The organism is Bradyrhizobium macuxiense, from assembly GCF_007993935.1.
Lineage (GTDB): Bacteria > Pseudomonadota > Alphaproteobacteria > Rhizobiales > Xanthobacteraceae > Bradyrhizobium > Bradyrhizobium macuxiense_A.
The window spans coordinates 151,928-164,015 of sequence record NZ_VITY01000003.1 but is presented as its reverse complement, the minus strand read 5'-3'; the positions used below and the strand labels follow the sequence as shown (position 1 = coordinate 164,015).

11 protein-coding genes are annotated in these 12,088 nt (G+C 64.9%); 7 read left to right on the top strand and 4 right to left on the bottom strand.

All coding sequences use genetic code 11. The features are described 5' to 3' along the window. Positions 1–85 precede the first annotated feature (85 nt). Positions 86–1,015 carry a glycine/sarcosine/betaine reductase selenoprotein B family protein gene (locus FBZ93_RS08645; protein ID WP_146985518.1) on the top strand — a complete coding sequence of 310 codons (930 nt, stop codon included), beginning with the start codon at positions 86–88 and terminating at the stop codon, positions 1,013–1,015. 168 nt (positions 1,016–1,183) lie between these two features. Here FBZ93_RS08645 and FBZ93_RS08640 read toward each other — a convergent pair whose 3' ends face one another. Further along, entirely contained in the window at positions 1,184–2,197 is a 1,014-nt protein-coding gene (locus FBZ93_RS08640) for a bile acid:sodium symporter family protein (RefSeq protein ID WP_146985517.1), read from the bottom strand. A gap of 104 nt (positions 2,198–2,301) precedes the next feature. On the opposite strand from FBZ93_RS08640, the gene FBZ93_RS08635 reads away from it, so the two are divergent. After that, entirely contained in the window at positions 2,302–3,153 is an 852-nt protein-coding gene (locus tag FBZ93_RS08635; protein WP_146985516.1) for a LysR substrate-binding domain-containing protein, read from the top strand. Here FBZ93_RS08635 and FBZ93_RS08630 read toward each other — a convergent pair. Then, complete coding sequence (locus FBZ93_RS08630) at positions 3,150–4,202, bottom strand: phenylacetaldoxime dehydratase family protein (protein WP_146985515.1); 1,053 nt, start codon at positions 4,200–4,202, stop codon at positions 3,150–3,152. The genes FBZ93_RS08635 and FBZ93_RS08630 overlap by 4 nt on opposite strands. A 24-nt stretch (positions 4,203–4,226) precedes the next feature. Then, entirely contained in the window at positions 4,227–5,237 is a 1,011-nt protein-coding gene (locus tag FBZ93_RS08625) for a carbon-nitrogen hydrolase family protein (RefSeq protein WP_146985514.1), read from the bottom strand. A gap of 207 nt (positions 5,238–5,444) precedes the next feature. Between FBZ93_RS08625 and FBZ93_RS08620 the strand changes: the two genes are divergently transcribed. The 5 genes from FBZ93_RS08620 (at position 5,445) to FBZ93_RS08600 (ending at position 9,579) form a co-directional block, all read left to right on the top strand. After that, a complete protein-coding gene (locus FBZ93_RS08620) occupies positions 5,445–6,401 on the top strand; it encodes a helix-turn-helix domain-containing protein (RefSeq protein WP_146985513.1) in 957 nt (318 codons plus the stop codon). Between the two features lie 149 nt (positions 6,402–6,550). Further along, positions 6,551–6,898, top strand: coding sequence for a ribonuclease E inhibitor RraB (locus FBZ93_RS08615; protein WP_146985512.1), 348 nt, complete (start codon positions 6,551–6,553; stop codon positions 6,896–6,898). 237 nt (positions 6,899–7,135) lie between these two features. Then, positions 7,136–7,489 carry a PilZ domain-containing protein gene (locus FBZ93_RS08610; protein ID WP_146985511.1) on the top strand — a complete coding sequence of 118 codons (354 nt, stop codon included), beginning with the start codon at positions 7,136–7,138 and terminating at the stop codon, positions 7,487–7,489. 122 nt (positions 7,490–7,611) lie between these two features. Next, positions 7,612–9,033 carry an MFS transporter gene (locus FBZ93_RS08605; RefSeq protein ID WP_146985510.1) on the top strand — a complete coding sequence of 474 codons (1,422 nt, stop codon included), beginning with the start codon at positions 7,612–7,614 and terminating at the stop codon, positions 9,031–9,033. A gap of 108 nt (positions 9,034–9,141) precedes the next feature. Further along, the gene (locus FBZ93_RS08600; protein ID WP_146985509.1) at positions 9,142–9,579 is read left to right on the top strand and encodes a hypothetical protein; all 438 of its coding nucleotides are present in this window, start codon (positions 9,142–9,144) and stop codon (positions 9,577–9,579) included. A 100-nt stretch (positions 9,580–9,679) separates the two neighbouring features. On the opposite strand, the gene clpA is transcribed toward FBZ93_RS08600, so the two are convergent. Beyond that, positions 9,680–12,088: an ATP-dependent Clp protease ATP-binding subunit ClpA gene (gene clpA / locus FBZ93_RS08595; RefSeq protein ID WP_146985508.1), complete on the bottom strand. Its 2,409-nt coding sequence runs from the start codon at positions 12,086–12,088 to the stop codon at positions 9,680–9,682.

Genomic DNA, 12,088 nt, shown 5'->3' with positions numbered 1-12,088 from the left:
CTGTTCCCGCGCTGGCGCGGCTTGACACCGCAAGCTCGTGGTCTAGCTATGGACTGAAATGATGGCGCGCAAAAGGGAGCGCAAAATGGCCGCAGCTACGGACGATCAACTCGGCTTTGCCCCCGACGACGACGCCCCGATCGGCTACATGAAGCGGACCCGCGATTATTACGCGGCGATCGGCTACACCACCCCCTACCGCTGGGCGCATTACACCTCCGCCCCGTTCCAGCCCCTGAAGAAGCCGCTGAACCAGTCCCGCATTACCATCATCACGACGGCGGCGCCGTTCGATCCCGCCAGAGGCGACCAGGGTCCCGGCGCGAAATACAATGGCGGGGCCAAATTCTACTCGGTCTATGACGGCGACACCTCGCAGCAGCACGATTTGCGGATTTCGCACATCGCCTATGACCGCACCCACACTGCGGCGACCGACAGCGGCACCTGGTTCCCGCTGGCGCAACTCAAGCGCCTCGCCGCTTCTGGCGCAATCGGTGAAGTCGCGCCGCGCTTTTTCGGCGCCCCGACCAATCGCAGCCACCGCGTCACCATCGAGACCGACGCGCCCGAAATCCTCAAGCGCTGCCGCGACGACAAGGTCGACGCCGTGGTGCTGGTGCCGAACTGCCCGGTCTGCCACCAGACCGTCAGCCTGGTGGCGCGGCATCTCGAGGCCAACAGCATCCCGACCGTCGTGATGGGCTGCGCCAAGGATATCGTCGAGCACGCCGCGGTGCCGCGCTTCCTGTTCTCCGATTTCCCGCTGGGCAATTCCGCCGGCAAACCACATGATGTCGCCTCGCAGGCCCTCACGCTGGAGCTCGCGCTGCGCGTGCTGGAGTCCGCGCCCGGACCGCAGACCACCGTGCAGTCGCCGCTGCGCTGGAGCGAGGATGCGTCCTGGAAGCGCGATTACAGCAACGCCGACGCCCTGAGTGCCGAGGAGCTGGCAAGACTGCGCCGTGAGTTCGACGCGCAGAAGGAAATCGCAAAGGGGCTGCGCGTCGCGTAGCGTCGGGCCGAAAGCTAAGCACGATCGCCCGCCCAACTCACGGTGTCATCGCCTGGCTCGACCGGGCGATCCAGTATTCCAGAGACGGTTGTGAAGACGGAGACGCCGCGGCGTACTGGGTCCCCCGGTCGAGCCGGGGGACGACAGCGGAGGTGAAAATGCCTCTACTCAGTGCGCTTCGACAAGCGCAGGGACGGCGTCGCCAGAATTCGCTTCGCTGGCCCCCGCATAACGGCGCGCCAACGCGGCGCAGGTCATCAGCTGGATCTGGTGGAACAGCATCAGCGGCAGCACGATCAGCCCGACGGATTGGCCGGCAAGCAGCACGCTCGCCATCGGCAACCCGCTCGCCAGGCTCTTCTTCGATCCGCAGAACATGATCGCGATGCGGTCGGCGCGCGAAAAGCCGAGCAGCTGGCTGCCGAAATTGGTGATCAGCAGCACGATCGCCAGCAGCAGCGCGTCGAGGCCGAGCACGATCGCCATCTGCGTCGCGTTGACCTGGTGCCAGATGCCGTGACTGACACCGTCGCTGAACGCGGTGTAGACGATCAGGAGGATCGAGCCGCGATCGACCAGGCCGAGCATCGCATGGTGCCGCGCGACCCAGCTTCCGATCAGCGGCCGCGACAATTGCCCCGCCACGAACGGCAGCAGGAGCTGCACGACGATGTCGAGCGCGGCATTGCCGGAGAACCCGCCATGGCTGGAGAGCAGCACGCCCGCCAGCAGCGGCGTCGCGACGATGCCGAGCAGGTTGGAGGCGGTCGCCGAGCACAGCGCCGCCGACACGTTGCCGTGCGCGATCGAGGTGAAGGCGACCGAGGACTGCACCGTCGACGGCAGGATGCAGATCAGGATCACGCCCGCCCACAGTGCCGGCGTCAAGAGATGCGGCGCCAACGCATGCGCCGCGAGCCCGAGCAGCGGGAACAGGGCAAAGGTCGACAGGAAGATCACGAGGTGCAGCTTCCAGTGCCGGGCGCCGACCAGCGCCTCCGTCGTCGACAGCCGGGCGCCGTGCAGGAAGAACAGCAGCGCGATCGCGGCATCGGTGGCGTAACCGCCGATCACGGTGCCCTGCCCGTGCAGCGGCAGCAGCGTGGCGAGGCCGACCATCCCGACGATGGCGGCGACGTAGGGGTCGACAGGCACGAATGATCGGAGACGGCTGATGGTCATGGCAGGTTCCTTTCCTTGGCCGAAAGGTGCCCCCTGCGAGGCTGATTGTGAACTGCGCTTACCGATGTTATCATCATTACGTTATGTAATGATGGATCGCCGCGATGCTCGACCCGGCCCAGTTAGAGACCTTCCTCACGGTGGTGCAGACGCAGAACTTCACCGAGGCCGGCCGCCGGCTCGGCCTGAAGCAGTCGACGGTGAGCCAGCACATCCGCAAGCTCGAGGCCGCCGCCGGCCGCCGCCTGTTCGTGCGCGACACCCATTCGGTGGTGCTCACCGCCGACGGCGAGGCGATGACCGGCTTCGCGCGCCCGATCCTCGAGGCCAACGCGCGCGCCCGCGATTACTTCGCGGGCTCGCAGGTGCGCGGCAAGGTCCGGTTCGGCGCCGCGGAGGATTTTGCGAGCTCCCGCCTGCCCGATCTGCTGCGCGACTTCGTCCGCCGCCATCCGCAGGTCGATCTCGAGCTGACCATCGGCCTCAGCGCCGTGCTGTACCAGCAGCTCGACGCCGGCGAGCTCGACCTCGTGCTCGGCAAACGCCGGCCCGGCGACGCGCCGGGACAGCTGGTGTGGCAGGACCGCCTGGTGTGGACCGGCGCACCAGGCATGCGGCTCGATCCCGAGCAGCCATTGCCCCTGATCCTCTACGCGCCGCCGAGCGTCAGCCGCAGCGTCGTGCTGGAGGCCATGGAGCGGTTCGGACGGCCGTGGCGCATCGTCTGCTCCAGCGGCAGCCTCAGCGGGCTGCGCGCCGCGGCGCTCGCCGGTCTCGGCATCACGCCGCAGGCACAGGGCCTGATCCCGGATGGATTGGAAGCGATGCCGGCGTCAGGTCTGCCGCCGCTCGGCAGCGTCGAGTTCGTGGTCCGCACCGCACGGCGGACCAAGCGCGGCCCGGCCGTGGAGCTGGCGCAGGCCATCACGACGCATGGCGGCCGGCTGCGCCCTTAGCTCGATGGCGCCGCCGCGAGCTGCACCGCATTCAGCATGCCGGTCCGTTCGTGGCAGCCGAGATACTCGAAGAACTGCTCGTCGGCGGCGGCGACCGTGACCTCGTGATACAGCCTGAGTTTCGCTGACGGCCCCAAGGTCGACAGATACTTCATCGCCGCGCCGAAGATCCGGACATGGGTCGGATGCGATTCCGCCCAGCGCTCCAATGCCGCGAGGCTCTTCCACCAGCTCTGGCCGTAGGATTTTTCCGTCAGCCTTCCGTCCGCATCGACCACGCGCATGTAGCGGTTGGCGTAGCAGCCGATCGGCACGCCGTCGTCGCGCAGGAAATCCATGCCCTCGCGCAGCACCGGCTCGACATCGTCGAGATACATCTTGCGTTCCGACGTCTCGGTGTCGCTCCAGTCCTGACCGGAGCGGATCAGGCAGAGATTGTCATGCGCGACCACGCGGATGCGCGCGCCATCGCGGATGATGTGCGGCTCACCGCCCGGCGTCATCGCGTCGGTCTGCGACAGCGGGATGCGGTCGCGCATGCCGCCCCAATAGGCGTGCTCCTGCACCTCGCCGCTCATACCGTCGGCAAGCACCGCGACGCCTTCCGGGCGGCCGAGCGAGGAGAACAGCGTCTCGTAGCGCGCAACATGCGGCCGCAGCACCTCGATGAAACGGCCGACGCCATCGCTGGCGGTGCTGCAGGTCCAGGCTTCGCGCGCATCGCCGAACCAAGCGTCGAAACGCCCGGCATCGTCCCAATAGGCGACCGAGACGACATTGGTGAAGCCGGCCTGGTCGACATATTGCGCGCGGTCCCAATGGGTCGGACCGTTCTCGCCGGCGAAGCGCTTTGCGATCTGCGCCAGAGCCCCAGTCGCGGCGGCGGTCGGCTCGCCACGAAACTGCACGCCGAAATAGGCCATGATCACGCTCGCGACCGCGGGCTTGTGGCGCGCGACGAAGGACGGATATGGCGGCGCGTAGTCGTCAGGCACACGACGATGACGGGAGCGCGCTGTCTGCAAATGAGGAGGAATCGCGGATTCCATGGCAGTCACCTCCAGTTGATGCGTTCAGCTCGCGGCCGCGTCGATTTCCTCGAAACTGTCGAGCGGCAGCGCGAAATGCTCGACCCGCTTCGAGGGCTTCTTGTTCAGCAGCAGGCGGGTGACGTCGGGCCGAGAATAGTGCCCGGCCGGATCGGCGGCGTTCTTGGCGATCCCGATTGCGCCGAGATCGATATCGGCGAGCAGCAGCCCCTCCTGATCGGGCGGCAGCTTCTCGGCGATCGAGCTGCCGTCGGGCCCATAGATCGCGGCGTGTCCGCCACCGACATGCAGCAGTGCGTGCTTGTCCTCGCGATCGCACATTTCGTCGACCATCGCCTGCGAGACCGTGGCGCAGGGCGCCAGCACGAAGCACGAGCCCTCGACCGCATAGACGCGCGAGGCCGCGTTGTTGACCTCCCAGCCGAGCGCCGGCGCAAACGGATCGTACAGCGAGAAGCTCGGCCAGGCCGCGACATGCACCTGCTCGTTCTGGGCATACATCGCGTATTTCGACAGCGGCTGCAGATGCTCCCAGCAGCACAGCGCGCCGAGGCGGCCGATGCCGGGGCGGTCATGCACCGCAAGATCGCTGCCGTCGCCCTCGCCATAGACGGTGCGCTCGGCATGGGTCGGCCGCAGCTTGCGTCGCTTCGCGATGGTCTCGCCGTCGGGGCCGATCAGCCATTGCGCGAGATAGAGGCTGCCGCCATCACGTTCGGACAGGCCGAGCACCGCGGTCATGCCGGCCTTCTTCACCGCGAGCCGCAGCTGCTCGGCCTGCGGACTGTCGTAGCTCAGCGAGTTATCGAAATAGCGCTGCACGAAGCCGCGCCCGATCGCCCAGGCCGGCGAATCCAGCCAGATGTACCAAGGATAGCCGGGGATGAAGGCCTCGGGGAATGCGATCAGCTTTGCCCCCTTGGCGGCGGCCTCCTCGATCAGGGCAATACTCTTGGCAATGGAGGCGTCGAGATCCAGCCAGGCCGGCGCCGCCTGCACCACCGCAACGCGATATTTCGGATGTTCGATACCCATGATGTCCTCCTCGCAGCCGGCCGCTCCGGCCGGTTCGGTCTTGATCGGCCGCGGCCGCTTCTGACATCATGCTGCCCCGGGACCGGGACCGCCGTTCGACCAGGACGGAAGGAAAATTCGACTGCGGAGGAGATTCCCGCAGCCGTCGCCGGTACGGAGCTTGCTTGCTTGCGTGGCCAGCGTTTGCACTCGTGAAGGGAGGAAATCATGCCGGCCCTGTTCACCACGGACAATGCGCCCACGCATCGGCGCCTGGCGCTCTGGCAGGACATCGTCTGCGACGTATTCGTGCAGCTGGATTGCAAGTCCGACCTCGGCTCCGCTTTCCACGGCGCCATCACCAGCACGCAGCTCGGTCCGGCGAAGTGCTCCGTCGTATCGTCGAGCCGGCAGCGCGTGCTGCGCACGCCGTCGCGGATCGCGCGTGCCAGCGAGGATTTCGTTCTGTTCGCGCTCGGCCGGAGCGGCTCGGGCGGCGTGGTGCAGGACGGCCGCGAGACCGTGATCCAGCCCGGCGAGTTCGCATTCTACGACACCACGCGGCCCTATGAGCTGCGCTTCAACGACGACTTCACGCAGACCATCTTCCAGGTGCCGCGCGCAATGCTGCACCGGCGCTTTGCCGGCACCCAGGGTCTGACGGCGACGACGTTCACGTCCGATCGCCCGGTGCAGCGGCTCGCCTGGCAGTTCATCTCGGGACTCGCTGATATCGCCGACAGGCTCGATCCGGACAGCGCGATCCGCCTCGCCGATCAGGCCGCGGACTTGCTTGCGATGGCGATCAGCGAGCGCATCGGCGGCGTGGCGCTACAGGCCTCGACCCACCGCTCCGCCCTGCTCTACCGGCTGAAGGCGCACATCCTGGCACATCTGCCGAACCCTGAGCTTGGCCTCACCGAAACCGCCGCAGCGGTCGGCATCTCGCCGCGCTATGTCAACAGCCTGCTCGCCGACGAGGACACCTCGTTCCAGCGCTTCGTGCTTGCGCAACGGCTGGAGCGCTGCAAGCGCGACCTCGCCTCGCCGGCACACGCGCATCGCCACATCAGCGAGATCGCGTTCGCCTGGGGCTTTAACGATCTCTCGCATTTCGGCCGCGTGTTCCGCGACCATTACGGCCTGTCGCCGCGCGAGTGGCGGCACAGCCGACTGCCGAACTGAAGAGTACCGCTTCATCCGACAAGTTGATGGCGAGCACGATGAGCAAGCGCGGGTCTTTTACCGCAATATTCTTTCTTGCGTGTGTTGCAGCCCTAGAACTCGAACAGGTAGTATTGGAGGAGATTTAAGTCCAGCGCGAGGACTGGCAAATGTTCAAAATCGCGATGGTCCCGGATTGGCCGCGCAATTCAGATGGGGACGTGCTTCGCAGCATGGCGAAGCGCGGATTTGATTTTTCTCTGCCCCACGAAATCGATTTCAATATCGACTTTCAGGCATGGCCACCGCCCGCTGAAGCTATCCAGCTCCTTCGGTCAAAGTGTCGGGACGTCGAAATCTATGACGAACACCAGTACGTGCAGCTTAGAATCAATGCGCACGTCACCTATGAATTCGTTATCCGGACCCAAGCCGACTTATCGGAACAAATGAAAGCCTTCGGCGGCGTCTGTGAGTCATGGGGAGTGTTCTACATGCCATTTAAGCCAGAGGCGTAAGGGCTTGTGGCGTTTGCGCCATAATACCGCGTTTTCGAGCGAAGCGGGTACCGGTTCGCGTTAAGAAACCCCCGTCAGAACGAGGCTCCGGAGGCGCTTTGCGGCGCAAAATAGCGGGGAATCCGGGCCTTCACAGGTGCAAACAATTTACACTAACTGCAACGGGTTCCGCTCGTACCCTTCTTTTCGCAGGTCCGGACCGGTACAGTTGTGCCGTTCATTTGAGGAGGATTTCCCATGCAGGACCGGCGCCAGACCCCACGCGACAAGGTGTTTTACGGTGCGGTTGCGGAGATCAATGAACGTGGCTCGACGATGGATTGCGTCGTCCGCAACATCAGCGAAGGCGGTGCCTGCGTTGAATTCGGTAACGCCGCCCGTTTGCCTGAAGAGATGAATCTTAACATCGCGCGCAAGGGCCGCTCGTTCCTGGCGCGCCTGATCTGGCGCCAGGCCAACAGGGTCGGCCTCGCTTTCCGGATCATGACCTCGGACACGCCGGTGAGCGACCTCGATGAGCGGGTCCGCCGCAGCGAGATCAAGAAGCGGCAGCTTCAGCGGCGCATCAAGGAACTGCTCGGCCAGGGTTGAGCCGTCGCGTTCCCCGGCCTCGTTTCGGTGCACCCGGGGCGGACATTTCGGGGGTTGCAAAGGCGAGGTTAATCCAGCATCCGGTAAGCCCGCCAAGCTGGAACCGAGAGCAACCTCACGACATGTCGTCCGCGATTATTGAGCATCCCGACGGGCTGCCGCAGCCGCAGCGCAACTGGGCCATTCTCACGATCGCGCTCGGCCTGGTAATGGCCGTCGTCGACGGCTCTATCGCCAATGTCGCGCTGCCGACCATTGCCCGGGATCTCAACGCCAGCCCGGCATTCTCGATCTGGATCGTCAACGGCTATCAGCTGGCGATCACCATCTCGCTGCTGCCGCTCGCCTCGCTCGGCGAGATCATCGGCTATCGCCGCGTCTATCTCGCGGGATTGCTGCTGTTCACGCTGGCATCGCTGTTCTGCGCGCTGTCGCATACGCTGCCGCTGCTGACGATCGCTCGCATCCTGCAAGGGTTCGGCGCCGCCGGTATCCTCAGCGTGAATACCGCCCTCGTCCGCTTCATCTATCCGCATTCGCAGCTCGGCCGCGGCATCGGCGTCAACGCGCTGGTGGTCGCGATCTCGGCCGCGGTCGGCCCGACCATCGCTTCGTTCATCCTGGCGGTCGGAACCTGGCCCTATCTGTTCGCCATCAACGTCCCGCTCGGCATCGTGACGCTGGCGCTGGGCTGGCGGTTCCTGCCGCACACGAGACCCGCGGTTCACGCCTTCGACTGGCAGAGCGCTGCGATGAGCGCGATCGCATTCGGGTTCGGCATCAGCGCGATCGACAGTGCCGGCCATGGCGAGGCGCTGTATGTCTGCGCATTGGAATTCGCGGTCGCCGCGGTCGCCTCGCATTTGCTGTACCGGCGCCAGCAGCATCTGCCCTCGCCGCTGCTGCCGGTCGACCTGTTGCGGATTCCGATCTTCGCGCTGTCGATCGGCACCTCGATCGCCTCGTTCTGCGGCCAGATGCTGGCCTTCGTCGCGATGCCGTTCTATCTGGAGAACCATTTCGGATATTCCGCTGTGCAGATCGGCCTGTTGATCACGCCGTGGCCGATCGCGGTCGCCTTCGCCGCCCCACTCGCCGGATGGCTGGTCGAGCGCTACCCGGCCGGCCTGCTCGGCGGCATCGGCCTGCTGATCTTCGCGATAGGTCTGGGCTCGCTCGCGCTGATGCCGGCCAACGCGGCGCCGATCGACGTGATCTGGCGCATGGCGCTCGCCGGCGTCGGCTTCGGCCTGTTCCAGACCCCGAACAACCGCACCATGATCGCCGCCGCCCCGCGCGAGCGCTCGGGCGGCGCCAGCGGCATGCTGGGCACCGCGCGCCTGCTCGGACAGACCATCGGCGCCGCGCTGGTGGCGATGCTGCTGGCGCGCTATCCGGCCGACGGCACAAGGATCTCGCTGATGGTCGCCGTCGGCTTTGCCGTCGCAGGCGCCGCCCTCAGCACGCTGCGGCTGTCCTCCGCCGGCAGCCGCGGCGCCGAGCGGGTGCGGGTTCAAGAGGGGCAGCGCTTGAAGGGCGAGTGAGGCGCGATCCGTCGGGCAACAATCCGGAATGCGATGGGGCGCGACAGTCCCCCGATCTGCCCTTCCCCGCTAGTTCGAGCTTGGTAGCGAGCCACAAGGTAAGCAGCGATGCGGAACTTCAATCGAAGCGAGTATGCGCAGCTCAAGAATTTCTTTTCGTTCTATGTTGAACGATACATGCCGACGGAGAGTCTGCCATCGGAGGAGCAGCCTCTGGCTGTCTTGGAGGCCATGGAAAACAGAAGTCCTCGAATGGCTTTCCAGCGACTGCGTCAAGCGATCAATGACTGCGTGGAACGTTCGTCGTCTTTTGATCCAGCCGAAGTTGCGAATTTGGATGCCGAGCTGATCAGCCGCGGGATCATCACGCTCTCCGAATTGCGCAAACGATACTCGCGAGGTTACGCCAATATCCTCAAGCGAGGGCGGATCAAGAACGATACCGAGTTCTATTTGCTTCAGAACGTCATCAATGATCCGACCGAAAAATCTCCTGACGAACTTGAACTGCTTGCAAAGTTGCTGTCCGACTATGAGGGAGCTTAAGCCCCCGGCTCAACTAGCTGCCGTTATGCTCCGGCCGTACGATCGCAAACAAAAAGGCCGGCTGTGAGCCGGCCTTTTCATTTGATCACTTGCGCGCGCCTCAGGCCTTCACCATCGGGCCCTTCGAGACCGGTCCCTTGGTGCCGCCTCCGCCACCGTTGTTCGGGCCGCCCTTCGGCGGCTTGCGCTTGCGCGGCGGCAGGTTCTCGGGCTTCGGGGTGACCGGGCCCTCGACATATTCGAATCCGATCTTGTCCTTGGCAGCCACCTCGTCCTTGACCAGAACGACGCGGACATGTCCGCCGCCCTTGAGGTGGCCGAACAGAACTTCATCCGCGAGTGGCTTCTTGATGTGCTCCTGGATGATACGCGCCATCGGACGTGCGCCCATCTGCTCGTCATAGCCGTGCTCGATCAGCCAGGCCTTGGCGGGCTCGGACAGCTCGATCGTGACGTCGCGGTCGGCGAGTTGCGCCTCGAGCTGAAGCACGAACTTCTCGACCACCATGCCGATCACCTCGGCATTGAGGTGAGCGAACGAGACGATCGCATCCAGCCGGTTGCGGAACTCAGGCGCGAACTGCCGGTTGATCGCCTCGTGATCGTCGCCTTCCCGCTTCGAGCGGGTGAAGCCGAAGGCCTGCCGTGCAAGGTCGGCCGCGCCCGCATTCGTGGTCATGATCAGGATCACGTTGCGGAAATTGACCTGCTTGCCATTGTGGTCGGTGAGCCGGCCATGGTCCATGATCTGCAGCAGCACGTTGTACAGATCCGGATGCGCCTTCTCGATTTCGTCGAGCAGCACGACGCAATGCGGATGCTGGTCCACGCCATCGGTGAGCAGGCCGCCCTGATCGAAGCCGACATAACCGGGAGGCGCGCCGATCAGGCGCGACACGGTGTGCCGCTCCATGTATTCGGACATGTCGAAGCGCAGCAGCTCGACACCGAGCGACGCCGCGAGTTGCTTGGCCACCTCGGTCTTGCCGACGCCGGTCGGACCCGAGAACAAATAGCTGCCGATCGGCTTCTCCGGCTCGCGCAAGCCGGCACGCGCCAGCTTGATCGACGCCGCCAGCGACTCGATCGCCTTGTCCTGACCGAACACCGTGCGCTTCAGGGTCTGCTCGAGATGCTTCAGCACCTCGGCATCATCCTTCGACACGCTCTTGGGCGGGATCCGCGCCATGGTCGCGATCGTGGTCTCGATCTCCTTGATGCCGATCGTCTTCTTGCGCTTGCTCTCGGCGACCAGCATCTGCGCCGCGCCGGACTCGTCGATCACGTCGATCGCCTTGTCGGGCAGCTTGCGGTCGTGGATGTAGCGCGAGGAGAGCTGCACCGCCGCCTCGATCGCCTCATTGGTGTATTTCAGCCGATGGTAATCCTCGAAATAGGGCTTCAGGCCCTTGAGGATCGCGATGGCGTCTTCCACCGTCGGCTCGTTGACGTCGATCTTCTGGAAGCGCCGCACCAGCGCGCGGTCCTTCTCGAAGTGCTGACGATATTCCTTGTAGGTGGTCGAGCCCATGCAGCGGATCGTGCCCGAAGCCAGCGCGGGCTTGAGCAGATTGGAGGCGTCCATCGCGCCGCCGGAGGTGGCGCCGGCGCCGATCACGGTGTGGATCTCGTCGATGAACAGTATGGCGTTGGGATGCGCCTCCAGCTCCTTCAGGACCTGCTTCAGCCGCTCCTCGAAATCGCCGCGGTAGCGGGTGCCCGCGAGCAGCGTGCCCATGTCGAGCGAGAACACGGTCGCGGCTGCCAGCACGTCGGGCACATCGCTGTCGACGATGCGCTTGGCGAGGCCTTCGGCGATCGCGGTCTTGCCGACGCCGGCTTCGCCGACGAACAGCGGGTTGTTCTTCTGGCGGCGGCACAGCACCTGGATCGCACGGTTGATCTCGGCATTGCGGCCGATCACCGGGTCGATCTTGCCGTCGCGCGCCTTCTTGTTGAGGTTGACGCAATAGGTCTCGAGCGCCTCGCCCTTCTTCTTGGCGTCCTCGTTGCCCTTGGTCTCGGTCTCCTCGTCGACGCCGCGCACCGGCCGCGCCTCGGAGACGCCGGGCCGCTTGGCGATGCCGTGGCTGATGTAGTTGACGGCGTCGTAGCGCGTCATGTCCTGCTCCTGCAGGAAGTACGCAGCGTGGCTCTCGCGCTCGGCGAAGATCGCGATCAGGACATTGGCGCCGGTCACCTCCTCGCGACCGGACGACTGGACGTGAATCACCGCGCGCTGGATCACGCGCTGGAACCCGGCGGTCGGCTTCGCGTCATCCGCGCCGTCCGTCACCAGGTTTTCGAATTCGGTCTCGAGATAATTGACGAGGCTCGTCCTCAGCTTGTCGAGATCGACGCTGCAGGCCCGCATCACCGCCGCCGCATCCGAGTCATCGATCAGCGACAGCAGCAGATGTTCGAGCGTTGCGTACTGATGGTGACGCTCGTTCGCGATCGCCAATGCACGGTGCAGCGATTGTTCAAGGCTTTGAGAAAAAGTTGGCAT

What these genes read in the sequence shown, in the direction of transcription:
- FBZ93_RS08645 (WP_146985518.1), top strand. Translation starts at nt 86, where the DNA reads ATGGCCGCAGCTACGGACGATCAACTCGGCTTTGCCCCCGACGACGAC.
- FBZ93_RS08640 (WP_146985517.1), bottom strand. Translation starts at nt 2,197, where the DNA reads ATGACCATCAGCCGTCTCCGATCATTCGTGCCTGTCGACCCCTACGTC.
- FBZ93_RS08635 (WP_146985516.1), top strand. Translation starts at nt 2,302, where the DNA reads ATGCTCGACCCGGCCCAGTTAGAGACCTTCCTCACGGTGGTGCAGACG.
- FBZ93_RS08630 (WP_146985515.1), bottom strand. Translation starts at nt 4,202, where the DNA reads ATGGAATCCGCGATTCCTCCTCATTTGCAGACAGCGCGCTCCCGTCAT.
- FBZ93_RS08625 (WP_146985514.1), bottom strand. Translation starts at nt 5,237, where the DNA reads ATGGGTATCGAACATCCGAAATATCGCGTTGCGGTGGTGCAGGCGGCG.
- FBZ93_RS08620 (WP_146985513.1), top strand. Translation starts at nt 5,445, where the DNA reads ATGCCGGCCCTGTTCACCACGGACAATGCGCCCACGCATCGGCGCCTG.
- FBZ93_RS08615 (WP_146985512.1), top strand. Translation starts at nt 6,551, where the DNA reads ATGTTCAAAATCGCGATGGTCCCGGATTGGCCGCGCAATTCAGATGGG.
- FBZ93_RS08610 (WP_146985511.1), top strand. Translation starts at nt 7,136, where the DNA reads ATGCAGGACCGGCGCCAGACCCCACGCGACAAGGTGTTTTACGGTGCG.
- FBZ93_RS08605 (WP_146985510.1), top strand. Translation starts at nt 7,612, where the DNA reads ATGTCGTCCGCGATTATTGAGCATCCCGACGGGCTGCCGCAGCCGCAG.
- FBZ93_RS08600 (WP_146985509.1), top strand. Translation starts at nt 9,142, where the DNA reads ATGCGGAACTTCAATCGAAGCGAGTATGCGCAGCTCAAGAATTTCTTT.
- clpA (WP_146985508.1), bottom strand. Translation starts at nt 12,088, where the DNA reads ATGCCAACTTTTTCTCAAAGCCTTGAACAATCGCTGCACCGTGCATTG.